The sequence below is a fragment of the Nocardiopsis sp. CNZ308 genome (assembly GCF_004217075.1).
Genome location: NZ_SHKJ01000001.1, coordinates 2,446,356 through 2,472,477, shown reverse-complemented (window position 1 = coordinate 2,472,477; position 26,122 = coordinate 2,446,356). Strand labels below are relative to the sequence as shown.

The 26,122-nt window shown below is 71.3% G+C and carries 18 protein-coding genes; 8 read left to right on the top strand and 10 right to left on the bottom strand.

Annotation, left to right across the window (positions count from 1 at the left end; all coding sequences use genetic code 11):
- Positions 1-51 precede the first annotated feature (51 nt).
- Together murJ and EV372_RS10715 are read right to left on the bottom strand one after the other, a co-directional pair.
- A complete protein-coding gene (gene murJ, locus EV372_RS10720; RefSeq protein WP_130395889.1) occupies positions 52-1,884 on the bottom strand; it encodes a murein biosynthesis integral membrane protein MurJ in 1,833 nt (610 codons plus the stop codon).
- 177 nt (positions 1,885-2,061) lie between these two features.
- Positions 2,062-4,674, bottom strand: a complete 2,613-nt coding sequence (locus EV372_RS10715; RefSeq protein ID WP_130398861.1) for a DUF6049 family protein — start codon at positions 4,672-4,674, stop codon at positions 2,062-2,064.
- Between the two features lie 356 nt (positions 4,675-5,030).
- On the opposite strand from EV372_RS10715, the gene EV372_RS10710 reads away from it, so the two are divergent.
- Complete coding sequence (locus EV372_RS10710) at positions 5,031-6,530, top strand: CCA tRNA nucleotidyltransferase (RefSeq protein WP_130395888.1); 1,500 nt, start codon at positions 5,031-5,033, stop codon at positions 6,528-6,530.
- Between the two features lie 3 nt (positions 6,531-6,533).
- Here EV372_RS10710 and EV372_RS10705 read toward each other — a convergent pair whose 3' ends face one another.
- From EV372_RS10705 to EV372_RS10695, 3 genes are all read right to left on the bottom strand, one after another.
- Positions 6,534-7,259: a class I SAM-dependent methyltransferase gene (locus EV372_RS10705; protein ID WP_013155838.1), complete on the bottom strand. Its 726-nt coding sequence runs from the start codon at positions 7,257-7,259 to the stop codon at positions 6,534-6,536.
- A 95-nt stretch (positions 7,260-7,354) separates the two neighbouring features.
- A complete protein-coding gene (locus EV372_RS10700) occupies positions 7,355-8,650 on the bottom strand; it encodes an MFS transporter (protein WP_130395887.1) in 1,296 nt (431 codons plus the stop codon).
- A gap of 96 nt (positions 8,651-8,746) precedes the next feature.
- A complete protein-coding gene (locus EV372_RS10695) occupies positions 8,747-9,838 on the bottom strand; it encodes an inositol-3-phosphate synthase (RefSeq protein ID WP_130395886.1) in 1,092 nt (363 codons plus the stop codon).
- Positions 9,839-10,792: 954 nt separating this feature from the next.
- Here EV372_RS10695 and EV372_RS10690 point away from each other — a divergent pair.
- The 6 genes from EV372_RS10690 (at position 10,793) to EV372_RS10665 (ending at position 16,886) form a co-directional block, all read left to right on the top strand.
- A complete protein-coding gene (locus EV372_RS10690; RefSeq protein ID WP_130395885.1) occupies positions 10,793-13,732 on the top strand; it encodes a transglycosylase domain-containing protein in 2,940 nt (979 codons plus the stop codon).
- A gap of 239 nt (positions 13,733-13,971) precedes the next feature.
- Positions 13,972-14,262: a 30S ribosomal protein S6 gene (gene rpsF / locus EV372_RS10685; protein ID WP_013155834.1), complete on the top strand. Its 291-nt coding sequence runs from the start codon at positions 13,972-13,974 to the stop codon at positions 14,260-14,262.
- A 129-nt stretch (positions 14,263-14,391) separates the two neighbouring features.
- The gene (locus EV372_RS10680) at positions 14,392-14,985 is read left to right on the top strand and encodes a single-stranded DNA-binding protein (protein ID WP_130395884.1); all 594 of its coding nucleotides are present in this window, start codon (positions 14,392-14,394) and stop codon (positions 14,983-14,985) included.
- A gap of 99 nt (positions 14,986-15,084) precedes the next feature.
- Positions 15,085-15,321 (top strand): 30S ribosomal protein S18, encoded by a 237-nt coding sequence (gene rpsR / locus EV372_RS10675; protein ID WP_013155832.1) that lies wholly within the window; start codon positions 15,085-15,087, stop codon positions 15,319-15,321.
- A gap of 27 nt (positions 15,322-15,348) precedes the next feature.
- On the top strand, positions 15,349-15,795 hold the full coding sequence (rplI, locus tag EV372_RS10670; protein ID WP_026338380.1) for a 50S ribosomal protein L9: 447 nt from the start codon (positions 15,349-15,351) through the stop codon (positions 15,793-15,795).
- 257 nt (positions 15,796-16,052) lie between these two features.
- The gene (locus EV372_RS10665) at positions 16,053-16,886 is read left to right on the top strand and encodes a peptidoglycan recognition protein family protein (RefSeq protein WP_197044402.1); all 834 of its coding nucleotides are present in this window, start codon (positions 16,053-16,055) and stop codon (positions 16,884-16,886) included.
- Positions 16,887-16,953: 67 nt separating this feature from the next.
- Here EV372_RS10665 and EV372_RS10660 read toward each other — a convergent pair whose 3' ends face one another.
- Positions 16,954-18,303, bottom strand: coding sequence for an MATE family efflux transporter (locus EV372_RS10660; protein ID WP_130395883.1), 1,350 nt, complete (start codon positions 18,301-18,303; stop codon positions 16,954-16,956).
- 347 nt (positions 18,304-18,650) lie between these two features.
- Here EV372_RS10660 and EV372_RS10655 point away from each other — a divergent pair, with 347 nt between their 5' ends.
- Positions 18,651-22,367: a replicative DNA helicase gene (locus EV372_RS10655; protein ID WP_130395882.1), complete on the top strand. Its 3,717-nt coding sequence runs from the start codon at positions 18,651-18,653 to the stop codon at positions 22,365-22,367.
- A gap of 102 nt (positions 22,368-22,469) precedes the next feature.
- Here EV372_RS10655 and abc-f read toward each other — a convergent pair whose 3' ends face one another.
- From abc-f to EV372_RS29020, 4 genes are all read right to left on the bottom strand, one after another.
- The gene (abc-f, locus tag EV372_RS10650; protein WP_130395881.1) at positions 22,470-24,125 is read right to left on the bottom strand and encodes a ribosomal protection-like ABC-F family protein; all 1,656 of its coding nucleotides are present in this window, start codon (positions 24,123-24,125) and stop codon (positions 22,470-22,472) included.
- Positions 24,126-24,749: 624 nt separating this feature from the next.
- On the bottom strand, positions 24,750-24,980 hold the full coding sequence (locus tag EV372_RS10645) for a hypothetical protein (protein ID WP_013155826.1): 231 nt from the start codon (positions 24,978-24,980) through the stop codon (positions 24,750-24,752).
- Between the two features lie 448 nt (positions 24,981-25,428).
- Entirely contained in the window at positions 25,429-25,938 is a 510-nt protein-coding gene (locus tag EV372_RS10640) for a PH domain-containing protein (RefSeq protein WP_130395880.1), read from the bottom strand.
- An 18-nt stretch (positions 25,939-25,956) separates the two neighbouring features.
- Positions 25,957-26,118: a hypothetical protein gene (locus EV372_RS29020; protein WP_013155824.1), complete on the bottom strand. Its 162-nt coding sequence runs from the start codon at positions 26,116-26,118 to the stop codon at positions 25,957-25,959.
- Between the last annotated feature and the right edge of the window lie 4 nt (positions 26,119-26,122).

Below are 26,122 nucleotides of genomic sequence, written 5' to 3'. Positions count from 1 at the left end.
GGCGGCTTCGGGGCCTCGGCGGGGCAGAGCCGGGGGAGGGGGGTCACGGCATCAACGACGCAGCCGGGCGCGGATCAGTTCCACGGCACCGGTCAGCTCCGGGACGCGCAGCAGCCGCGCGCATCCCAGGAAGAGCAGCGCGCCCAGGACGCATCCGGCGGCCGGGGCGCCGATGTAGGTGGCCAGGCCGGGGCCGACGTAGGTGTCGAAGGCCCAGAGCACACCGAGGCCGGCCGCGATGCTCGGGACGGCGGCCAGGTGCAGGCGCAACAATGTGCCAATGACGTGCTTGCCGTCAAGCCCCCCGATGCGCCGGCTCAGCACGATTCCGGCGATGGTCAGCCCGGACAGGAACGAGATCATGAAGCCCGCGGCCACGCCCACGACCACCAGGTTCGGCGGAAGCACCAGGTAGGACGTCAGCGCCAGGGCGCTGTGCACGGCCAGGTTGGCGAGGCCGAGCATCGCGGGGGTGCGGGTGTCGCCCATGGCGAAGAACACGCGCAGCATGAGCTGGAACACGGTGAAGGGCACCAGCCCCAGCGACATGACCGCGAGGATCTGGCCGATGCTCTCCGCGTCGTCCACCGAGATGGACCCGCGCGCGAAGGCCAGGACGGACAGCGGCTCGGCGAACATCGCCACCGCGAAGGCGGTCGGCACCAGCACGAACGCGGAGACGCGCAGGGTGCGGGAGAAGTCCGCGCGGACGGCGTCCCAGTCGTGGTCGTCGGCGTGGGCGCTCATCCGGGGCAGCAGCACGGTGATGAGGGAGACCGCGATGATCGCGTACGGCAGCTGGAAGAGCTGGTACGCCAGGTTGTAGGCGCTGATGCCCGCGCCGACGTCCAGGCCCTCCCTGATGCTCGCCACGTTCGCGGCGTTGGCGATGTTGGTGGTGATCCACAGCCCGGCCTGGGTGAGCAGGGTGTAGAGCATCATCCACCCGGCGGTGCGCACGGCGTCGCCGAGCCCGGAGCCGCGCAGGTCCAGGCGGGGCCGCCAGCGGTAGCCGGTGCGGGACAGGGCCACGAACAGCACGACGGCCTGGAGCGCCATGCCGGCCGCGGTGCCCGCGCCCAGCAGGGTCAGCTGGCCGTCGGTGACGGTCTCGGGGGTGCGGCCCGGACCGGCCACCCACAGGAACACGGCCGCCACGCTCATGATGACGAGGTTGTTCAGCACCGGGGCCCACACGGCCGCGCCGAACCGGTTGCGGGTGTTGAGCATGGCGCTCAGCAGGCCGCTCATGCCCACGAAGAAGATCTGCGCCAGCAGGTACCGCGCGAGGTAGACCGAGGCGTCGAACTGGACCGGCGTGAACCGGGAGCCGTAGAGCCAGATGAGGAGCTCGGCGGCCGCGATCGCGACCGCGGTGAGCAGCAGCAGCGCCAGCAGCGTGGTGGTGAACAGCCGGTCCTCGGTGGCCTTGCCGCCGTCCGCGTCGCGCTTACGCCGCTTGACCAGGAACGGGATGATGACGCTGGCCATCAGCCCGCCGATGAGCAGGTCGTTGAGGATGAAGGGGATCGTGTGCGCCGTGTGGTAGGCGTCACCGAGCAGGTGGGTGCCGATGGCGGCGCCGAGCACGATGGTGCGGGCGAAGCCGGTGATCCGGGAGGCCAGGGTGCCCACGGCCATGATGGCGCTGGAGCGCATCATGCCGCCGCCGCCCGACCCGGCGTCCCCGCCCTGGTCGGAGCCGCCGCCGGAGTCCCCTCCGGACCCGTGCCCGGGGGCGGAGTCGGTGACGGGACCCGGAAGCTCACCCTCCTCGAAGGTGGGCGCGGGGCCGCTCTCGTGACGGACCGCGCTCGGGAGCGGGGCTTGCGGCTGGGGGCGTCGGCGGTGCTTCCCGCCGCCGTTCGAAGAGTCGGTGACCACCGTGGATCAGGCTTCCTTTCGTCCGACTGGGGAATGTCCGGCCGCGGCGCCGTGGTCCGGCGTCCGCGGGTCGGCCACGCGGGTGCGGGCCGCGTGCGCCGACATGGAGACGTGCGGGTGTGTCGACATGGCGTCCTGTCGGTAGGGAGCCATGTCACCCTCTCCGGAACCGCTGGGTCACGTGCCCGTGCCGTCGCGGTCCCGCTCCGCGCTGCCCGCCGCGGCTGGGGAGTCGGCTTTCTCGTGGCCGGAGGGGTCCTCCGGCCGCTCGGTGTCCTCGGCTCCGTCCGCGTCCCCGCCCGGGGCGGCCTCCCCGGCGGGGGAGGCGTCCTGCGCGGAGGAGGGGTCCCCGGAGGTGTCGGAGGCGGTGTCGCGGTCCGTCGCGGAGGCAGTGCTCCCGGACGGGTCCTCGGAGGGCGTTCCCCCGGAGTGTGGGACGCCCGCGGAGTCCTCGGTGTTCGCGCCGTCCCGGTCCGTCCCGGCGGCGGTCCCGGAGGCCTCCGCGGCCTCGGGCGACTGGGCGGCCCCGGAGGTTTCGGAGGCGGCCGCGGCGGCCTTGCTGCGGACCCACTTGCGCAGCGCGCGCGGGGCCAGGGCCGCGACGAGGATCAGCAGGCCGATACCGCTGATGGCCAGCGCCTGGGTGCCCAGACCGGTGGCGTTCACCGGGATCTCGACGTCCTGGCTGCTGATCGGCTCGCCCTCGGAGTTCTGCAGCCCCACGTTGAGGACCGTGCGGCCGTTGACCCGGGCCGACAGCGGGATGTACACCGTGGTCCTGGTGCCCGGCCCCAGCTCGAAGGAGTGGTTGTACTCGCCGACGCTCAGGCGGTCGGAGTTCTCGGAGAAGACCGACAGGTTCACGAAGACGGTCTCGTCCTCCAGGTCGTTGGCGACCAGGACGCCGGTGGTGCCGGTCCGGCTGGCCAGGGTGACCGGCTCGCCGGGGATGACCCGCACGTCGTTCATGCGGGCCTGCACGTCCTGGGCGACCAGGGAGCGGGTGGCGCCGGCCATGGCCTCCTCCTCCCGCCAGTACACCGACTCCAGGCGCAGCAGCGCCGGGCGGAGCGGGTCTCTGTCGCCGACCAGGACGCTGTTGAACAGGCGCACGTCCCGGCTCACGTCCTCGATCAGCTCCAGGTAGGTGGAGCTGAGCTCCTCCCCGTAGGCGCTGTCGGGGTAAGTCAGGGACCGGCGGGTCCGCTCGCGCTCACCGGCGTCGGGCGGCTCGACCCCGTCCAGGCCGCGGGGGGTCAGCCACGGCAGGTCCTCGGAGGCGGCCAGCACGCCCCGGGCGAACTCGGCGTCGGGGTTCCAGTCCGGCTCCGGTGAGGCGACGACCACCCGGCCGCCCCCGGCGTTCTCGCCCGCGATCATCGCCGTCTCCGCGGCGAAGCGCTGGAGCGCGAGCTCGGACTGGCCCGGCTTCCCGGTGGGCATGGACAGCACGTCGGTGATGCCCTGGTCGGCGACCAGGGCGAACGGCTCCTCGGACGCCTCCTCCTCCGGCGGGGGCAGCGGGGCCTGCGCGGTGGGGGTCGCGGACAGCCAGGACACGGCGGGCAGGGCCCTCTCGTCGAGCAGGAAGCGGGTCGCGCCGTGGGAGGCGAGCAGCTGGTGGACGCCCCGGTCCATCAGGCCGCCGGGGGGCAGGGCGAAGGCCTCGTCGGCCTCCGTCTCCAGCGCCCGCAGGACAGCCTCCTGGCCGACCCTCAGGGCCGCCTCGGCGTCGGAGCCCATGTCGTGCCGCAGCAGGGCGGCCAGGTCGGCCCGGGCGTAGGGGGTGGCCACGACGTGGTCGGCGGCCAGCACGCGGCGGGCCTCGCGCAGCCACACCTGGGCCGCCTCGCTGGCCTCGACCTCGTGCCGCACCGGCTCGGACTCGGCGGGCACCGCGAGGGGGTCCTCCACGACCGCGTGCCCTGAGGAGGCCATGCGCAGGATGTCGTCGAGCGTGCCGGGGTCCACGGCCCAGGTGACCGGGACCCCCTCGGCGCGCTCGGTGACCTCCTCGGCGGACTCTTCCCCGTCCTCCGCGTTCTCCGCGCCCTCGCCGGTGGCCTCCTCGGTGGGGAGGGCCTCCGCGGTCTCCTCCGCGGTGGCCGTGCCCTCCGAGGGCCCCTCGGACTCCTCGTTCAGGCCCAGCAGCTCGACCAGGTCCTCCTCCCCGGCCTCGAAGGACACCGGCGCCTGCGCCCCCGCGGCCAGCAGGCGGCCCAGGCGGCCGTCGGCGGCGACCGACGAGTGCAGGTCGTCGTCGAGGAAGGTGTCCTCGTCCGCGCGCTGGGGCGACGCCATCAGCGGCCACACCCAGGCGATGTCGACGGAGGGGACGTCCTCCCCGCCCGTGTAGGGGAGGAAGGTGTACTGGGAGCCGATGACCCGGCCGCCCCCGTCCACGGCCTCGACGACCAGCGGGTAGACGCCGTAGGAGTCCAGGTCGAGGTCCTCGACCGGCACGCTCAGGGAGTACTCGGCGCTGGCCTCGGGGGCCAGTTCCGCGGTGACCTCCTCGTCGGGCCCCGGCGCGTCGGGCTGCCAGCCCTCTCCCGAGGCGAACTCGTCCAGCTCGCCGCGGTCGCTGAAGGGGTGCCGCGAGTAGCTGAGCCGCACGCTGACGTCGGTCAGGTCCTCGGAGGTGGTGTTGGTCACCTCGCCGGTGACCCGCAGGGTGCTGTCCTCGTCGGCCGCGTCCGGTGTGACGCGCTCGACGACGAGGGGATCGGCCGTCTGCTCCGCGTTCGCGGACGTGGCCGGTATCGGAAGCAGCGCGGTGGTGAAGGCCATGACCACCGTCGCGGAGACAAATCGACGCAACGCTTGACCGGTTTCCTGACTCGGGTCCAGGTGGCCGTCCCGCCGGTGACGCGGTGCGGGGGGACGGTCGGAAGTACCCGCACGGCGCACACGGCGTACGCGGGTCGGGCGGACGCGGGGCAACCGGGGCGTCCTACCACTTCCCTCGAAGATACCGCCTTCCCCGTGCGTGGAGTCGGGTCGCGCCCGCCGCGCGGCGTGTGGGGGAAACCTGGTTCCCCGCCGGACGGCGGCGTCCGCCGCGGCGGACGCCGATCCGTGTACGGCCCGGTACCGGGGGTGGGGACGATTCGCGGTTTGCTTCGGGCGCCGCCTAGTCTCGTGGTGTGCCGAACACAGAGTTTTCGCGGGAGAACGACACCGCCCAGCAGCCGGACGCCGGGGACGCGACCGGTGCGGGTGCGCTGACCGGTGCGCAGCGTGCCGCGGTCACGGCGTTGGCGGACTCCTTCCCGACCGTCTCGGAGGAACTCGGCGAGCGCTTCGCCGCGCACGGCCAGCAGCTCGCCCTCGTCGGCGGGCCGGTGCGCGACGCCCTCCTGGGCAGGCCGGCCAACGACGTGGACCTGACCACGGACGCGGTGCCCCAGCGCATCCTGGAGCTCGTGGACGGCTGGGCCGACTCCGTGTGGACCGTCGGCATCGACTTCGGCACCGTGGGCCTGCGCAAGAAGGGCCTCCAGCTGGAGGTCACCACCTACCGCAGCGAGTCCTACTCGCCCAAGTCCCGCAAGCCCGAGGTGGCCTACGGCACCGACATCCACGACGACCTGCTGCGCCGCGACTTCACCGTCAACGCCATGGCGGTGCGCCTGCCCGGCCTGGAGTTCGTCGACCCGTTCGGCGGTCTGGCCGACCTGCGGGCCAAGGTGCTGCGCACCCCCGGCAGGCCCGAGGACTCCTTCAGCGACGACCCGCTGCGCATCATGCGCGCGGTCCGCTTCGCCGCCCAGCTCGGCTTCACCCTGGCGCCCGAGGTGGCCGAGGCCGCCCGGGACATGGCCGACCGGCTCTCCATCGTCTCCGCCGAGCGCGTCCGCGACGAGCTGACCAAGCTCATGCTCAGCCCCGACCCGCACCGCGGCATCGAGCTCATGGTGGACCTGGGCATCGCCCGGTACGTGCTTCCGGAGATCCCCAAGCTGCGCCTGGAGATCGACGAGCACCACCGGCACAAGGACGTCTACGAGCACTCGCTCACCGTCCTGGACCAGGCGATCGAGCTGGAGCAGAAGCGGGGACACGAGCCCGACCTGGTGCTGCGCCTGGCCGCGCTGCTGCACGACGTCGGCAAGCCCAAGACGCGCGCCTTCGAGTCCGGGGGGCGGGTGACCTTCCACCACCACGAGGTGGTGGGCGCCTCGATGAGCCGCAAGAGGCTCACCGCGCTGCGCTTCCCCAAGGACGTGGTGTCCGACGTCAGCACCCTGGTCGAACTGCACCTGAGGTTCCACGGCTACGGCAGGGGCGAGTGGACCGACTCCGCGGTCCGCCGGTACGCCCGCGACGCCGGTTCGCAGCTGGAGCGGCTGCACATCCTCACCCGCGCCGACTGCACCACCCGCAACCGGCGCAAGGCGGCGGCGCTGGCGCGCTCCTACGACGACATCGAGCGGCGCATCGAGCTGCTCGCCGAGCAGGAGGAGCTGGACCGCATCCGCCCGGACCTGGACGGCAACGAGATCCAGGAGATCCTGGGGGTCAAGCCGGGTCCCGTGGTCGGGCGCGCGTACCGCTTCCTGCTGGAGCTGCGCCTGGAGAACGGCCCGATGGGCAGGGAGGCCGCGACCGAGGAGCTGCGCGCCTGGGCGGCCGAGCACCTGTGAGGGTCAGCGGCCCGGTTTGACCGCCGTGACCGCCATGGCCATGCCGAACACGCGCAGCGGGGTGTCCTCCAGGGTGTCGGACAGGGTCTGCAACGCCGTGGTGCGGCGGTCGAACGGCGGCATCAGGTAGTCGATGGCGCGCACGCGCAGCCCGGCCCCCCGCAGCAGCCGACCCATCTGCTGGGTGGTGAACGCGCGCGCGTCCGACATGCGCGCGTGCAGGGGCCCGACCCAGGGCAGGAAGGGCGCGGTCAGCGCCGAGCGGCGCCGGCCGCCCCACAGCACGCCGTGGGTCTCGAAGGGGAACCAGCGGTTGGGCGTGGTCAGGGAGAACGCGCCGCCCGGCTTGAGGACCCGGCGGACCTCGCGGAGGGCGCCCTCCAGGTCGTCGACGTGCTCGACCACCTCGAACGCGGTCACGCGGTCGAAGGTGTTGGCGTCGAAGGCCAGCGCGTCGGCGGACATCTTGTGGATGCCGATCCGGTCCTCCAGCCCCGTGCCCGCGATGCGCCCGGCGAACGCGTTGAGCCGCTCGGGTTCGAGGTCGATCGCGTCCACCCGCACGTAGCCCCCGGCCAGTTCGACCGTGTAGGTGCCGTCGCCGCAGCCCACGTCGAGCAGGCGGTCGCCGCGGACGGGCAGCTGCCGGGTCACCGCCCCGACGCGCTTGACCACCCCCCTCGGCCCGAAGGCGCTGGAGGCGTCGCACAGTGCGTCACCGGTGTTCATGGAGGACCATCCCCGCTGTCGACAAGTCTCCCCGTGGACACTACAACACGTGACGACATGGTGACGTGTCGATGTGTCGCCAGGTCGACAGGGCGCTACGCGACCTCGCGCTCCGCCTCGGCGGCGCTGGCGCGGTGCCCACGCACGACCCAGGCGGCGCCCATCACCAGGTAGGCCGCGGCCATCGCGACGACCACCGCGGGGCTCACCCCGGACGGCGGGACCAGCGCGGCGGCCAGCGCCGCGCCCAGGACGAACGTGGCGTTGAACAGCACGTCGTACACCGAGAACACCCGCCCCCGGAACGCGTCGTCGACATGTCGCTGAACCGACGTGTCGACGGTGACCTTGACCCCCTGGGAGACGAAGCCCAGCGCGAACGCGGCCACGGGGAAGAGCACGGGCGAGAAGGGCAGTCCGAACACCACCAGGACCGCCGACGCCGCCGCCAGCTGCAGCGCGATCCACGTCCCCGGGTCCATCCGGGCGGTCGCCCACGGCGTGGCCACCGCGCCCACCAGGAACCCCGCCCCCGACAGGCCCATCGCCACCGAGAAACCGGCCAGCCCGGCCACGCCGCCGCCGGTGAAGGTGTTGTTGTACAGCAGCAGCGTCAGCAGCGTGGAGATCCCGAACAGCACCCGGTGGCCGCCGATCGTGAGCAGCGCGTCGCGGGCCTCCGGGCGCGCCCAGAGGTGGCGCACCCCCGAGACCATGCCCCGCACCACGTTGCGCACGGCCGCCGCGACCTCGTCCGGCTCCCGCTCCAGGTGCGGTCCCAGTTCGTCATGGCCCAGGGTGAGGGAGACCAGCGCCGCCCCGGCGAAGCCGAGCGCGGCCGCGAACAGGATGAGCCCGGTGCCCAGGGCCTCCTCGCCGCCGAGCAGCCCGATCGCGGCGCCCGCCCCCGCGCCCAGGAAGCTCGCCGCGGTACCGCTGGTCGGTGTGACCGCGTTGGCCATCATCAGCTTGTCCCGGGCCACCACGTAGGGCAGTCCGGCGGACAGCCCGGACAGGAAGAAGCGGTTGACGCTCAGCACCAGGAGCGCGGTGAGGAGGAAGGCCGGGCTCTCGCCCCGCGCCACCAGGAACGCGCTCGCCACAGCGAGCGCCGCCTTGGCCAGGGAGGACAGCAGCAGGATCTGGCGCCGGGGCCACCTGTCGATCAGGACCCCGGCGAACGGCGCCACCACCGAGAACGGAAGGAGCAGCACCGCGAAGGCCGCGGCGACGGCGCCCGCGCTGGTGTGCTGCTCGGGGGTGAAGAAGACGAAGCCCGCCAGCCCGGCCTGGTACACCCCGTCGGAGAACTGCGCCACCAGCCGGGTGCCGAACAGGCGGCGGAACCGGGGCCCCCGCAGGACCACGCGCAGATCACCGAAGAAGGACACGGCACCAAGGGTAGGCCGTGCCCGGGGCCGGGGCGGCCCCGGGGAGGAGCCGGCCCCGGCCGTGCGCCGGGACCGTCCTCACGAGCGTCCCGCTCCCTACTCGTCGGCGCCGCCGTGCTGGCCCGAGGAGATGAACTGCTCGACCTTCTCGTGCGCCTCGGCGTCGCTGTACTGCTCGGGCGGGGACTTCATGAAGTAGGAGGACGGGGCCAGGATCGGGCCGCCCATGCCGCGGTCCTTGGCGATCTTGGCGGCGCGGACCGCGTCGATGATGATGCCCGCGGAGTTGGGGGAGTCCCAGACCTCCAGCTTGTACTCCAGGTTCAGCGGCACGTCGCCGAACGCGCGCCCCTCCAGGCGGATGTAGGCCCACTTGCGGTCGTCGAGCCACGGCACGTGGTCCGACGGGCCGATGTGCACCGAGCCGGCCTTCAGCTCGTGCGGGATCTGGGAGGTGACGGACTGGGTCTTGGAGATCTTCTTGGACTCCAGGCGGTCGCGCTCCAACATGTTCTTGAAGTCCATGTTGCCGCCGAAGTTGAGCTGGTACGTGCGGTCCACGATCACGCCGCGGTCCTCGAACAGCTTGGACAGCACGCGGTGGGTGATGGTCGCGCCGATCTGCGACTTGATGTCGTCGCCGATGATCGGCACACCCGCTCTGGTGAACTTCTCGGCCCACACGGGGTCGGAGGCGATGAACACCGGCAGGGCGTTGACGAAGGCCACGCCCGCGTCGATCGCGCACTGGGCGTAGAACTTGCCGGCCTCCTCCGAGCCCACCGGGAGGTAGGACACGAGCACGTCGGCCTTGCTGGCCTTGAGGGCCGCGACCACGTCCACCGCGTCCTCGGGGGACTCCTGGATGACCTCGCGGTAGTACTTGCCGAGCCCGTCGTAGGTCGGTCCGCGCATGACGGTGACGCCGGTCGGCGGCACGTCGCAGATCTTGACGGTGTTGTTCTCGCTGGCCGTGATGGCGTCGGCCAGGTCGTGGCCGACCTTCTTGGCGTCCACGTCGAAGGCCGCGACGAACTCGATGTCGCTCACGTGGTACGGGCCGAACTGCACGTGCATCAGGCCTGGTACCCGGGACTCGGGGTTGGCGTCCTTGTAGTAGTGCACGCCCTGGACGAGCGACGCCGCACAGTTGCCGACGCCCACGACGGCTACACGTACCGAACCCATTGGTCCTTGCTCCTTCTTCTTCGCGAACATGGATTCCACGGCGCACGACGACGGGACCGCGCCGACGGCGGTTCCGGGTCCCGTCGCCACGCGTTCGTTTCCCGTATGTGGTCAGCAGCGCACACGGCGTTTCTGTTCCCACCCGCCGACCTGCACCGCCCTCGACGGGCGGTGTCCGGCGCGCGGCCCCCGTGCCCTCCGTGCCGTCCTCGGCGGACGGCCAGGGCACGGTTCGCGTCCCGCGACCGGGAACCGCAGGGGGAACATGCATGTCTGGCTGTTTTGTTCAGTTCTGACTCTATCCCCGCCCACCTGCGGGCCCGCCTGCCAGACCTGTGACACGTGTCCGCGCGCGTGCGTCCGGACGTCGAACGCCGTCCGTGAACCCTCGGAATCCTGCGGGGAAAATCTCACACACCCATCCCTACCAGCGCCGACACCGAACACCTCACGGGCGGGTCTTCGGCCGGCCGACCTGTCGGCGTTCGGTTTGCCCGCTCTGAACTGGCACGACGGGCGGTTCCCGGCGAAACATGACCAGGTGTCCCAAGACGCGCGATAACCTCGCGCGTGGGTTGTGCTATACCGTTCGATCGCTCTAACGTGACCTGTGATTTGCGTGCGTAGCCGGTAGAGCCCCCGGACCCAGCCCCTGCCGCGGCGGCGTTTCCGTAGGCACCGAGCACCGAGGGCTGTCGCTCCCGCAGGCCAACGACCAGGAGGAAGAAGCGGCTTACGTCTTCGCGACCTGTGTGAAAACCCCCGCGCGCCTTCAGGCGTCCTTTATCAAGCCTTGAACGACAGGCACAGCGTTGGACACGGCCACGCCGGTCCGGTCCACGCAGTCGTCGCGAGAAACAGGTCGCGGATCACCGATCCCCCAGGGGGACCGTCCCCCCGTTTCCACCAAGGAATCGTCAGGCCGACCGGCCGTGAGAGGCAATCGAGGACCACGTGAGTACCGAACGACGACGGAACGCCGATGGCGACCGTCGCCGGGCCGACGGCCCGGCCGACGGCTCGCGCGGCGGCGGCGGACGGCGCCGGGCCGACGGCCCGCCCCGGGACGAACCCTCCGGAGGCCGCCGCCGTCCGGACGCCGGTGACGGCTTCTGGGGAGACGACGCCGGGCCCGAGCGCCCGCGCCGCCGACGCCCCCCGGAGCAGGAGGCCCGGTCCGAGGGCCGACGCCGGTCCGAGGGCGACCGCCCCCGTCGCCCCGAGGGACAGCGCCGCGCCCCCGCGGACGACGACCGCCCCCGCCGCCGCCCCGAGGGCGAGCGCCCCCGACGGCCCCAGGACGGCGAGCGTTCCGGCCGCCGTGCCGAGGGCGAGCGTCCGCGCCGTCCCGAGGGACAGCGCCGCCGCCCGGACGAGGACCCCCGCGGCCGCCGCAGGGCGGCCGGTTCCGGGCCGCGCGACCCCCGCGACCGCGGCCGCGACCGCGAGAACGCCGCCCGCTCCGAGGGGCGGCGCGCCCCGGGCCGCGGCTCCCGCGCCGCCGGCGGCGGCCGGGGAGGCGGGGGAGGCGGCAGACGCCGCTCCCGCGACGAGGAGCCGGACGACCGCCCCTGGTTCAAGCGCTTCCTGTCCAAGGCCTGGAAACCCGCCCTGGCCGTCTTCGGCCTGATGATCATCGGCGGCGTGGCCGCCTTCGCGGTCCTGTACGCCATGGCCCCCAACGTGAACGAGCTGGAGGCCAAGTCGGACGCCGACCTGTCCGCCACCCAGATCATGTGGGCCCCGGAGGGCGACGCCGAGCCCGAGGTCGCGGTCACCACGGGCGAGGTCAGGCGGGTCGAGGTCCAGAGCGAGGACATCCCGCAGACGGTCATCAACGGCGTGCTCGCCGCCGAGCAGCGCACCTTCTACACCGACCCCGGCATCAGCATCTCCGGCATCGGGCGCGCCCTCCTCTCCGGCGGTGAGGCCGGCGGCGGTTCCACCATCACCCAGCAGATGGCGCGGAACTACTACAGCGACCTGGAGATCGAGAACCAGTACATCCGCAAGATCCGCGAGATCTTCATCTCCATCAAGCTCAACCAGCAGATGGAGAAGGACGAGATCCTCTCGACCTACCTCAACACCATCTACTTCGGCCGCAACTCCATGGGCATCCAGATGGCCGCCCAGTCCTACTTCGGCAAGGACCTGGACGAGCTGACCGACGCCGAGGGCGCCTTCCTGGGCATCATCATCCAGATGCCCAGCAACTTCCAGGGCGAGATGGGCGACTGGACCAGGACCTACCTCAACGAGGAGCGCTGGCCCTACGTGCAGAACCAGCTGGCGCTCATGCACGAGGAGGACCCCGATCTCGGCCTGCCCCGGGCTGAGGCCGAGGCCCTGGAGATCCCCGAGCTCGTTCCGTACGGCACGGAGGAGGGCGAGGAGGAGCAGGAGTACGACCCCAAGTTCGACTACGTCCGCCAGGCGGTCGTCCAGGAGATCGAGGAGCGCTACTCCGAGCAGAACATCACCGCCCAGGACATCGCCACCCAGGGCTTCGTCGTGCAGACCTCGCTGGACCCCGCGCTCATGGACGCCGCGCGCAGCTCCTTCGACGTCCTGCCGAACACCCCTGAGGACACGATGATGGGCCTGACCGCGGTCGATCCCGCCACGGGGCGGATCGTCGCCTTCCACGGGGGCGACAACGTGGTCGAGGACGTCAACAACTCGCTGACCCACCGGACGCAGGCGGGCTCGTCCTACAAGCCCTACGTGCTCGCCACCGCGCTGGAGAACGGCATCAGCCTCAACAGCACGTTCGACGGCGACTCCCCCCAGGAGTTCCCGGGGCTGCAGAGCGAGGTCATCAACGCGAGCGGCAGGAGCTGGGGACCGGTCAACCTGATCCAGTCCACCGCCCAGTCGATCAACACCCCCTTCGTCGAGCTGGCGGTGCAGATGACCCCGGCCGCGGTGGACCAGCTCGCGGTCCAGGCCGGTGTGGCCGAGGAGCAGACCACGACCTCGGCCCAGGGGCCGCTCATCGCGCTGGGCACCCACCAGGTGAGCGCGCTGGACCAGGCCGAGGGCTACTCCACCTTCGCCGCCGGGGGGGTGCACCGCCCGGCGCACATGGTCACCGAGCTGCGCACCTCGGACGGCACGGTCATCCCGCCCAACGACGCCGAACTGCTGGAGAACGGTGAGCAGGTGGTCACCGCGGGCGTCGCGGCCGACGTCACCTACGCCATGACCCAGGTCGTCGAGCCCGGCGGCGGTGGCGACCAGGCGGCGCTGCCCGACGGGCGCCCCGTCGCGGGCAAGACCGGTACCTCCAGCGACGCGGTCTCCGCGTGGTTCGTGGGGTACACGCCGCAGCTGGTCGCCGCGGTGGGCCTGAGCCGCGCGGACGCCAACCAGGCCCTGGAGTTCGACGGCCAGACCGCGGGCGAGATCTTCGGTGGCACCACCTCGGCCAACGTGTGGCGCGAGTTCATGACGACCGCCATGGAGGGCGTCGAACCGGCGCAGTTCCCGCCGCCCGCCTACGTCGGTACGGAACAGAGCTTCGTGCCCACGCCGTCCCCGAGCGCCGAGGAGAGCGAGGAGCCGAGCGACGAGCCCTCGGTGGAGGAGTCCCCGAGTGAGAGCCCGGGGGAGTGCGACCCGTCCATGCCGGACTCCCCGGAGTGCCAGGGCCAGCAGACCGAGGAGCCCTGTGAGCCCGGGTGGGGCCGGGACTGCCCGGAGAGCCCCGGCTCGGGGGGCCAGGAGGAGTGCGGTGGCTGGGGACAGCCCGCCTGTGAGGACACCGACCCCAGCGGTGAGGCCTCCGACCCCGAGCAGGACGGCGGGGAGCAGGGCGGCGGGATCTTCGGGAGGACGACCAACACCAGCGGTGAACCCGGCAGGTTGGTGATCCTCGGCCGGGACGACTGACCCGGTCCCTGAGGGGAGAGGGGGCCGGTGCGCGTGGAGCGCACCGGCCCCCTCCGCGTGTGCCCGGGCTCCGTCCACAGGCCGCACCGGAAGGTGTGCGGCTGCTGGTAATCTTGGGTCCCGTATGGCTCAGAGTCCGCGCGACGCCCGCCCCCGCGGCGCGGAACCCGTCCCGGACTCCTGCCCTCCTGCTATGGAGATTCCATGGCCGCGACAGTCCAGAGGAGGAACGTACGCCTATGCGTCGTTACGAACTCATGATCATCCTCGACCCCAACCTCGACGAGCGCACCGTCGCCCCGTCGCTGGAGAACTTCCTGGGTGTCGTCCGCAACGACGGCGGCTCGGTGGAGAAGGTCGACATCTGGGGCAAGCGCCGTCTCGCCTACGACATCGACAAGAACGCCGAGGGCATCTACGCGGTGATCGACCTCACCGCCGAGCCCGCCACGGTCAAGGAGCTGGACCGCCAGCTCGGTATCGCCGAGGCCGTGCTCCGCACCAAGGTGCTCCGCCCCGAGGTCCACTAGGCGGCGCACCGCCGCCGTCCCCCGCCCCGATCCAACCCCCGGCCCCGTCTGTTATGTCGGTGGTCGCGCGGATGATCGGGGGAACAGGCGAAACCGCCTGATCCGACTACCTCGAACCGGAGCCCATCCATGGCAGGCGAAACCCAGATCACGCTCGTCGGCAACCTGGTCGACGACCCTGAACTGCGCTTCACTCCCAGTGGAGCCGCGGTCGCCAACTTCCGTGTGGCCTCGACGCCCCGCACCTTCGACCGCGCGTCGGGGGAGTGGAAGGACGGCGAGTCCATGTTCCTCACCTGCACCGTCTGGCGGCAGTACGCGGAGAACGTGGCCGAGAGCCTTCAGCGCGGCATGCGCGTCATCGTGCAGGGCCGGCTGAAGCAGCGCTCGTACGAGACCCGCGAGGGTGAGAAGCGGACCGTCTTCGAGATCGACGTCGACGAGGTCGGCCCGGCCCTGCGCAGCGCCACCGCCAAGGTGACCAAGTCGCAGCGCCAGGGCGGCGGCGGAGGCGGCTTCGGCGGCGGTGGCGGCGGCGGTTTCGGTGGCGGCCAGCCCCAGGGCGGCGGCTACGGGAACCAGGGCGGCGGTTTCGGCGGGTCGCAGGGCGGCGGAGGCCGCAGCGGTCCCCCGGCCGACGACCCGTGGGCGACCAACGGCGGCGGTGGCGGCGGCGGATTCGGCGGCGGAGGCGGGGGCTTCTCCGACGAGCCCCCGTTCTAACCGCGGCGAGTACCCCGTCCGGCGCCCCGAGGCGCCAGACCCTTTCCACACCAGACCATCCCCGGGAGGACCCCGGGGCTCTTGCGAAGGAGCACCACGATGGCTAAGCCGGCAGCGCGCAAGCCCAAGAAGAAGGTTTGCCTCTTCTGCCAGGAGAAGCAGTCCTACATCGACTACAAGGACACCACGCTTCTCCGCAAGTTCATCTCCGAGCGCGGCAAGATCCGCGCCCGCCGCGTCACGGGTAACTGCACCCAGCACCAGCGCGACGTCGCGACCGCGATCAAGAACGCGCGCGAGGTGGCCCTGCTGCCCTACACCAGCACCGCCCGCTAACGGCGATATCCGAGGGAGGTTTTTGTCGTGAAGCTGATTTTGACCCACGAGGTCAACGGTCTCGGAGCCCCCGGCGATGTCGTCGAGGTGAAGAACGGCTACGGTCGCAACTACCTGCTGCCCCGCGGGTTCGCCATCCGGTGGACGCGCGGCGGTCAGAAGCAGATCGACCTGATCCAGCGCGCGCGCTCCGCGCGTGACATCCGCACGCTCGACGAGGCCCAGCAGGTCGCTGGCCGCGTCAACGCGCTCACCGTGCGCCTCAAGCAGCGCGCCGGCGAGGGTGGCCGCCTGTTCGGTTCGGTCACGCCCGCGGACATCGCCGACGCCGTCAAGGCGACCGGTGGTCCCGACCTGGACAAGCGCCGGATCGAGATCAAGAACCCGATCAAGGCCGTCGGAAGCCACAAGGTCCAGGTCCGCCTGCACCCCGAGGTCTCCGCGACGATCAAGCTGGACGTCGTCGGTTCCTGACCGACGCCGTGCACGTCGGGCCCCGTCTCCCTTCCGGGAGGCGGGGCCCCGCTGTTTCTCCGTGCTCTCCCGAGGTCTGCGTCGCACCCCCGGCGCTTCCCCCGAGGCCCGACCTCCCGGAGGCGGACCGCGTCCTCGCGCGGTTCTCCTGACACGCCTGGCCGACAGACAACCCTTTGATTACTCTTTGTAATCTATCGTGTTCTCTGTGTTGGTGTCGTACGTTGCACCACCCAGCACGGAGAGGACGCAGAGCCATGACCGTGGAAAGAAGAGACGAGCCGGGCCGACACACACGGGTGGACCGCAGGACCGTTCTGCGGGGGACCGCCCTCGCCGCCGGGGGAGTGCTCCTCGGCGGGATCACCGGGTTCCCCGTCGCGGACCGGGCCTCCGCGTCCACGCGACCCAAGGTGTACACGCGCGCCGACTGGGGGGCGCGCGCTCCGAAGAACAAGATCGAGGTCGTGCGCCGCGGGGCCACGCACATCGTCGTGCACCACACCGCCACGGCGAACGCGTCCGACACCTCGACCTCGCACGCCGCGTCGCTGTCGCGCTCCATCCAGCGGTACCACATGGACACCAACGGGTGGAGCGACATGGGGCAGCAGTTCACCATCAGCCGCGGCGGCCACATCATGGAGGGGCGCGACCAGAGCCTGCGGGCCGTCAGCGCGGGACACCACGTGCTCGGCGCGCACACCGCCAACCACAACGAGCACGCGATCGGGATCGAGAACGAGGGCACCTACACCTCGGCCGCCCCGCCCGCGGCCCTGCTGGACTCGCTGGCGGACACCTGCGCCTGGCTGTGCCTGGCCTACCGGCTGGACCCCGACGAGGCCATCGTCGGCCACCGCGACTTCAACGCGACGGGCTGCCCCGGCGACAAGCTCTACGCGGCGCTTCCCCAACTCCGCTCCACCGTCAGGAGCAGGATGCGGGAGCAGCTCGCCCACCCGGGCGCGGCGGCGGTCGCCGCGCCGGAGCCCGACCAGCTGCCCACCTACCCCGACGTGCCGAGGGACGAGCAGGTGAGGCCCTACAGTCACGGACCCGCCGTCGGTGAGCGCGACACGTTCACGTGACCCCGCCGGGCCACCGGGGGGACACGGGCACCGGGCCCGTCACGGCCGCGCCGTGGCGGGCCCCTGGTCAGGGCCGGTACGCGCCGGTGACAAGCCAGGCCGTACTCCGGGCCCGGAACCCGAGGGTGACCGCACGGGCGAGGATCCACACCCCGAAGGCGATCCACAGGCTCACCAGCGCCCACAGGGGGCCGTCCGCCAGCCGCGGCAGGACCAGGGCGAACGGCAGGAAGACCAGCATCGTCCACAGGGAAGCCCACGCCAGGTAGCGCTGGTCCCCGGCACCCATCAGCACGCCGTCCAGCACCATGGTCACCCCGCTCAGCGGCTGCAACAGCGCGACCACCACCAGCGAGGCCGTGAGCAGGACCCGCACATCGGGGTCGGAGGTGAACGGGATCCACGCCCACGGCAGCACCAGGAACACCAGCGCCATGAAGACCAGGCCCAGCCCCACGCCCCACTCCACCATGCGCCGCGTGGCGTCCCGGGTGCCCTGGACGTCCCCCGCGCCCAGGTAGCGGCCCACGATGGACTGCCCGGCGATGGCGATCGCGTCCATGGCGAACACCAGCAGCGCCCAGATGTTGTGGCTCACCTGGTGCGCGGCGATCGAAGCGTCGCCCAGCCGGGCCGCCACCGCCGTGGTCACCAGGGCCACCACGCGCATCGACACGCTGCGCAGGAACAGGGCGAACCCCGCCGAGGCCGAGGCGCGCAGGCCCGCCGTCGTGGGCATGAGCGACACGCCCTCGCGCCGGGCCGCGCGCGCGATCGTCATCACGTACCAGAACGCGCCCCCGCCCTGGGCCAGCACCGTCGACCAGGCCGAACCCGCGATGCCCCAGTCCAGGACCAGCACGAACACCGCGCACAGCGCCGCGTTGGCGACGTAGGAGCAGACCGCCACCACCAGCGGGGTCCGGGCGTCCTGGAGGCCGCGCAGCACACCGGTGCCCGCCATGACGATGAGCAGGAACGGCGTACTGAGCAGGCTGATGCGCAGGTAGGTCAGGGCGTGGGGCGCCACGTCGGGCGAGGCGCCCAGCGCCTCCACCATCACCGGGCCGAGCGGCCAGCCGATCGCGACGGCCGCGAGGCCCAGCAGGACCGCGAGCCACAGCCCGTCCACGCCGTCCCGCACGCCCCCGGGGACGTCGCCCGCGCCGAACCTGCGCGAGACCGCCGCGGTGGTGCCGTAGGCGAGGAAGACGCAGACGGCCACGAGCGTGAGCAGCACCTGCCCGGCCACGCCCAGGCCGCCGAGGGCCTCGGTGCCCAGCGTGCCGACGATCGCGGAGTCGGTGAGCAGGAACAGGGGCTCGCTGATGAGCGCGAAGAACGTCGGGACCGCCAGGGCGAGGATCTCGCGGTCGTGGCGGTGCCGGAAAGGGGCGGCCGAAAGCAGTTGTGGCATGACCAGCACACAGTATCGGACACGCGTTCTACGCGGGTGTGGAGTTATCCACACCCCGTCCGAAGCCTGTGGATAACTTGTGGAAACGCGCCCTGTGAGACATCTTGCACCCCCTGGCTGCATCCTGCGTTTTGGCAGGTCAAAGGCTATATGCAGCGGTCGTGGCAAAGTTATCCACAGGTGATGTGCACAACCCCGGTTCGGGATGCCCTGCGGGGCACCGGGCATGGTGGTAAGGGACGTGTCCACAACCTCCGGCCGAGGCGCCTCCGGCGTCCGCCATGGGGCATCCTGGAAGGGTCGGCCCGTTCCCGGGTCGACGCAGGTACCGTCCCGGGGGAGCGTTCGTGAGTGTCGCTGAGCAGCCACCTGAAGAAGGCGGATACGAGCGCACCCCGCCCCACGACATCCAGGCCGAGCAGAGCGTGCTCGGCGGCATGCTGCTGTCCAAGGACGCCATCACGCAGGTCGTGGAGATCATCCGCTCCGCCGACTTCTACCGCCCCGCGCACCAGATCATCTACGAGAGCATCGTCGACCTCTTCTCCCGCGGCGAGCCCGTGGACGCCATCTCGGTCAACGCCGAGCTGACCAAGCGCGGCGAGGCCACCCGGGTCGGCGGCGCCCTCTACCTGCACACCCTCACCGAGGCCATCCCGACCGCGGCCAACGCGGGCTACTACGCCAAGATCGTCTCCGACCGCGCGGTCCTGCGCCGCCTGGTCGAGGTGGGCACCCGCATCGCCCAGATCGGCTACGCCGGGGACGGCGAGGTGGACGACCTGGTCGACCACGCCCAGGCCGAGATCTACAAGGTCGCGGAGAAGCGCACCGGCGAGGACTACGTCGCGCTCGCCGACATCATGCCGGGCGCCCTGGACGAGATCGAGGCGATCGGCGCCAACGACGGGACCATGACCGGCGTGCCCACCGGCTTCGCCGACTTCGACGCCCTCACCAACGGCCTCCACCCCGGCCAGATGGTCATCATCGCCGCCCGCCCCGCCGTGGGCAAGGCGCTGGCCCTGGACACGCCCCTCCCGACACCCGGCGGATGGACCACCATGGGGGAGGTGGAGGTCGGCACCGAGCTGATCGCCGCCGACGGGACACCCACCCGGGTGGTCGCCGCCACCGAGGTCATGACCGGGCGGCCCTGCTTCGAGGTCGTGTTCGACGACGGCACCGCCGTGGTCGCCGACGGCGACCACCAGTGGCTGACCCACACGCGGGCCTCGCGGCGCGCGGCCCAGGAGGCCGGGGCCAGGGGCACTGTTCCCCGTGTGCTGCCCGAGGTGCGGACCACCAGGGAGATCGCCCGGACCCTGCGTACGGAGACCGCCGACCGCAGGCTGAACCACTCCGTGGTCAACACGGCGGCGATCGAGCTGTCCGAACGCGATCTCCCCCTGCCGCCCTACTTCCTCGGCGCCTGGCTCGGTGACGGAGCCTCCTCCGCCGCCCGGGTCACCAGCACGGACCCCGAGGTCCTGCTCAACATCGAGGCCGAGGGACTCGTGACCAAGCCGGTCGGCTCCACCGGCATGACCTACGGTGTCTTCCTGCCGGAGGAGGACACCGCGCCCGCGGCCCGTGAGCGCGTCGCCAGCCACGGCAGTGTCCAGGCGCGGTTGCGCACCCTCGGGGTTCTGGGGAACAAGCACATCCCCCAGGAGTACCTGCGCGCCTCGGCCGACCAGCGGCGCGCCCTCCTCGCCGGTCTGCTGGACACGGACGGCACGGTGAACGCCACCGGCTCCGTGCAGTTCGCGGTCACCAACCAGCGCCTGGCGAACGGCTTCCGGGAGCTGGCGCACAGCCTGGGGTACCGCACCGGGATGTCGACCAGGCGGGTCGGCGGCCGGTCGGAGGAGTCATCCACCTGCTACACGGTCACCTTCGGCTCCAGGGACGAGGTCTTCCGGCTCGAACGCAAGAGGCGTGCGCACCGGGAGCGCGGCGCCGACCGAGGTTACGCGCGGATCGGCTCCCGGTTCGTCACCGAGGTGCGACCGGTGGAGAGCGTTCCGGTCCGCTGCGTCCAGGTGGACCACCCGGACCACCTGTTCCTGGCCACCCGGTCGATGGTCCCCACCCACAACTCGACGCTGGCGCTGGACTTCGCGCGCGCGGCGTCCATCAAGCACGACATGACCGCGGTCTTCTTCAGCCTGGAGATGGGGCGCAACGAGATCGTCATGCGCCTGCTGTCGGCGGAGGCCCGGGTGCCCCTGCACACCATGCGCTCCGGTCTGATGACCGACGAGGACTGGACCCGCCTGGCCAGGCGCATGGGCGAGGTGGCCAACGCGCCCCTGTTCATCGACGACTCCCCGAACATGTCGATGATGGAGATCCGGGCCAAGTGCCGACGGCTCAAGCAGCAGCACGACCTCAAGCTGGTCATCGTCGACTACCTCCAGCTGATGAGCTCGCCCGGCCGGGTGGAGAGCCGCCAGCAGGAGGTCTCGGAGATGTCCCGGTCCCTCAAGCTCCTCGCCAAGGAGCTGGAGGTCCCGGTGGTGGCGCTCTCCCAGCTCAACCGAGGCCCCGAGCAGCGCACCGACAAACGCCCGCAGGTGTCCGACCTTCGCGAATCGGGATGTCTGGTCGCGGAGACCCGGGTTCTGCGTGCGGACACCGGCGCCGAGGTGACCATGGGGGAACTCTTCCAGAGAGGGGAGCGCGACGTTCCGGTCTGGTCGCTCGACGAACGTCTTCGCCTGGTCCCCCGCACCCTGACGCATGTCTTCTCCAGCGGGGTGAAGGAGGTGTTTCGTCTGCGGTTGGCTTCAGGGCGCGAGGTCACCGCCTCCGGGAACCACCCGTTCCTCACCATCGACGGGTGGGAAGCCCTGGAAAGCCTCAGGATCGGCGGTAAGGTCGCCGTGGCACGAAGCATCCCCGAACCGGAGCGCACCACCGAGTGGCCCGAAGCCAAGGTGGTCATGCTCGCCCATCTCATCGGTGACGGCTCCTTCGTGCGCCGTCAGCCGATCCGCTATGCCAACACCGACGAGGCGAACCTGTCTGTAGTGGAGGAGGCCGCCCGGCACTTCGGTGTCACAGCTGTGCGAGATGACTACGCCGCCGCGCGGACGACCACGCTCAGGCTGCCGGCACCTTTCAGGCTGACCCATGGGAAGCGTAACCCCATCGCCGCCTGGCTCGACGAACTGGGGCTGTTCGGATTGCGCAGCCACGAGAAGTTCGTACCCGACGAGGTCTTCTCCCTCTCGAACCGGCAGGTCGCCCTGTTCCTTAGGCATCTTTGGGCTACTGACGGATGCGCGTACTGGAACCAGCGGGGAAACCAGGCTCGGATTTATTACGCCACCACGAGCCGTCGCCTGGTTGACGACGTCGCCAGGCTGCTGGCACGGCTCAACATCATGACCCGGATCAAGCAGAGCCGGAAGGGGACCCACCGCGTCTGCCACACCCTGGACATCTACGGTATCGACAACCAGCGGCGGTTCGCCGAGCTGGTCGGCTGCCACGGAGCACGGGCGGAGCAGTTGGCCGTCTGCATGGCCGGGCTCGCCGAAAGAAAGTCGAACACGAACCTGGACACGATTCCAGTCCAGGTGTGGGACAGGGTCCGGATGGGCATCCAGGCGCAGAAGATGACCCATCGGGAGTTCGCCTCCGCCATGGGGACGGAGTTCTGCGGGAGCACTTTGTGGAAACACGCTCCCAGCCGGACCCGGCTCTCACGCGTCGCCGGTGTCCTGGAAGACGCCGAACTCGAACTCCTGGCCACCAACGACGTCTTCTGGGACGAGATCGTGGAGATCGAGCCGCTGGGGGAGCGCGAGGTCTTCGACGCCACGGTCGAGGGCACGCACAACTTCGTGGCCGACGGGATCAACGTCCACAACTCGATCGAGCAGGACGCGGACATGGTCATCCTGCTCTACCGCGAGGACGTGCACGACAAGGAGTCGCCGCGCGCGGGCGAGGCGGACATCATCGTGGCCAAGCACCGCAACGGCCCCACGGCGGACGTGACCGTGGCCTTCCAGGGCCACTACAGCCGGTTCGTGGACATGGCGCCCGGCTAGACCGACGCGTCGGGGCCCGCCGCGCAGCGGGCCCCGGATATCGGCTAGTCGTAATAGCGGTTTATGGCCAAGCCGATTTGTCGACAAAGCGCTACGTCCGCTTCACGAGGAGTCGCTGACCACGATCCCCTCCCGTAGTTCCAGGTGGCGGCCGGTGAAGCGCTGCCGGGTCCTGCGGTCGTGGGTGACGACCACCAGCGTGCCCTCGTAACGCGTCAGCGCCTCCTCCAGGTCCTCCACGAGACCGGGCGAGAGGTGGTTGGTCGGCTCGTCCAGGAGCAGCAGGTCGTAGGCCCCCGACGTCAGCCGGGCGACCTCGATCCTGCGGCGCTGGCCCACCGACAGGGACGCCACCGGCTGGTCCAGCTCCCCGGGCCGGAACAGCCCGAGCGAGGCGAGCTCGTCCCGGTGGTCCTCGGCGAACCCGAGCCGCCCCGCGGCGTAGGCGCCGAGGACGGTCTGTCCGGCGGCGAAGGAACCGTCCTCCTGACGCAGGTAACCCACCCGGCCGGGGACCGAAACCCGCCCCTCGTCGGGGACCGCGTCCCCGGACAGGAGCCGGAGCAGGGTGGTCTTGCCCGCCCCGTTCGGCCCGGTGACCAGCACGCGTTCGCCCGGAGCGAGGTCCAGGCGGGGCACCTCCAGGCGGTGGTCCACACGGACCCCCTCCAGCGAGGCGGCCGGAGCGCTCTCACCGGTGCGGGAGCCGGTGAACCCGGCGGTCATCCGCAGCGGTACCGGCGGCGGTGCCACCGGGTCGGCGGTCAGCCTCTCCACCCTCTCCTTGGCGTTGCGGACGCGGCCCATGGAACCGTGCGCGGCCCCCCGCATCTTGAACGCCCCGTGGCCGAACGCGGCCTTCTCCATCTTGCGCGGGATGGCCTTCAGAGCCGCGATGCTGTTCTCGGCCAGCCTGCGCTGTCGGGCCAGGTCGGCCCTCCACTCCTCGTACTCGCGGATCCACCGGGCCCTGGCCGAGGCCTTCGCGGCCAGGAACCCGTCGTAGCCGTTGCCGTACCGGTGGATCCGGCGCAGGTCGTGGTCGACCTCCAGGACGGTGTCGGTCACGTTGGCCAGGAACGCCCGGTCGTGGGTGACGGCCACGACCGTGCCCCGGTGGCGGCGGAGCCGGTCCTCCAACCAGGCGACCGCGCGGTCGTCCAGGTCGTTGGTGGGCTCGTCCAACAGGAGCAGTTCGGGCGAGGCCGCCAGCATCGAGGCCAGAGCCAGGCGCGAGCGCTCCCCGCCGGAGAGGGTCCTCAGCGGGCGGTCGCGGTCCAGGCCGGGAAGGCCCAGCCCGTGCAGTCCGGCGTCGACGCGCGCGTCGGCGTCGTAGCCGCCTCGCGCCTCGAACCGGGCGAGCAGGTCGCCGTAGGCGTCCAGCTCCTCCGGGGTGGCGGAGCCGAGCGTGCTCTCCGCCGCGCGCAGGCGCGCCTCCATGTCGCGCAGGACGGCCAGGGCGGAGTCGATCGCGTCGCCGACGGTGCCGGTGGAGACCCCCACCGCATCCAGGGTCTGCGGCAGGTAGCCGGTTCCTCCCGGAGCCCGGACCGTGAGGTCGCCGTTGGTGGGCTCCTCCTCCCCGGCGAGCAGGCGCAGCAGCGTGCTCTTGCCCGAGCCGTTGTCGCCGATGATCCCGACGCGCTCGCCGGGGCTGATGGTGAGGGTGACACGGTCGAGCACGGTGTGGTCGCCGTAGCGGTGGGTGATGTCGTTGAGGGTGAGCTGGGACTGTGCTCGTACTCGGGCGGTGAGCATGCGCGCCTCCTGATCTGCGGTGTGGCTGGGAGAGGAACCGCGGATCGACGGTGGGGCGCTGGCGTTCCGGGTTTCGGACAGGGCGCGGCGATGGCGCGGGTCCGAGGAGGGGAACGGTGAGGCCTTCCGTGGTCGACCGCGGTACGGCGACGCCGGGGAGCGCGGGGAGGTCGCCGTGCGGCACTGGGCGCTGGCGGCGGCGGCTCGGGCGTCGGACGCGGGACTACAGGAAGATCAGCCTCATGTGGAAGACGATACGTCTCGTTTTATTGGCCGTCAAGCGGGCTTCCGTGAGACCGACATCACGGGATTCGGGGCGGCAGGGGCCCTGTAATGGCTAACCACTTTGCTCTTTATGGTCAAGCCGATTTGTCGACAAAGGGACGTGGCGCCGGGAGGGCGTCGCCGGGAGGCCCGCGCGGACTCCGCGCACGACGAGGAGGCCGCCCCCCGGGGCGGCCCCCTCCACTCGCCTCGGTCCGCCGCGCACCCGTGCCCCGGGCCCGGCACGGCCCTTCACTGACCGGGCCCGTCCGTACGGAGGGCGCGGTCGGCCGCGGGGCCAACGACGAAGGCCTCCCCGTCCGGAGGATCCGGCGGGGAGGCCTTCGTTCGAGCCGCTGGCTAGAGCCAGCGGACCTCGGGGCGGCTCCGACCCTTGTCGTCGGTGACCAGCACCCAGTGCATGATCGGGTGTCCCGACGTCGTCGCGTCGGCGTCCTCGCGGGGCTGCGGGACGTTGACCGGCTCGGTCGCGAGACCGGAGAGGCGGTTGGTCCCAGCCGAGAGGCGGATGCGCCGGCGGGTCGTCGAGAACCGAGTGGGGTGGGGTGCACGGTCCGTCCTGCGCGCCATGGGACCCTCCTCGTTTCCGTTTCAGATGTCCCAAGTTAACCGTACGTTCACCTTCGAGTCAATTCGCCGGAGTTCGCGGGTTTGGTCCATCGGGGCTCGGCCTCCGGGTGAGGCCTGTTGGGAGATCTGCCCACGTCGGGAAGTTCTATGCGTGGTGCGTCGAACGCGTTGCGTGACGATCCGCTGACCTGTGTCGAGGGCAGGAGTATGTCACTCGAAGGGAAGGTGAACGGAAGGTGAACGAAGCGCGAGGGCGGATGCTCGGTCCGGGCCGTCCTGTGGTCCGGTCGCCGCGTGCCCGGCGCCGTGCGGCGGCGCCACCGCACCGGAGGGCCCGGCCGTGTGCGGAGGCCGCGGCCCGCCTACCGCCTGCCCCGCAGGGGCCCTGACACAGCGAGAGCACCCGCCGGGACGGCGGGTGCTCCGCGTGGGCCTTGAGGTGCGGCGGTCACTCCTTGAAGATGAGCCCCACGACCTCCAGGTAGAGCTGCTCCGGGTAGGGGATGAAGTCGATCCGGCTCAGGGCCTGGTCCTGACCGGCCGACTCCATCACGAAGGTCCCGTAACCGAGGAAGCGGCCCAGCAGGGTCCGCTCGAACCTCATGTCGGTGACCTTGCCCAGCGGCATCATGTTCACCTGCCGGACGATCAGGCCGGTGGTCAGCAGGAGCCGTGCGGAGGTGATGACGAAGTAGTCCACCGACCACTCCGCTACCCGCCACACGAACCACACCAACACCAGCAGCCACACCCACCAGATGATCGCCAGCGTCGCTGCGCTGGCGGCGATGGAGGTGTTGCTGAGGATCCCGGCGAGGATCAGCGCGCCGAGGACCGCTCCGACCGGACCGATCAGCACCGCGGGGTGCCGACGGATGGTCACCACGTCCTGCTCGTGCGGCAGGAGGTAGCGGTTGACCGACGCAGGAGCGCTGTTACTCGACGCTACGAGCCGCATGCCACCCGACCGTTCCGGTTACAGGAGCGCGTTGACGAAACGGGACATCGACTCCGCGCCCCCCATCAGACCGCCCAGAGCGCTCTCGATGACCCCCGCGGCGCTTTCCGGCTGTGTGAACAGATAGAACGCCACGAAAGCGATGAGCGCGTAGCCGCCCCATTTTTTCAACTTCGCCACGACT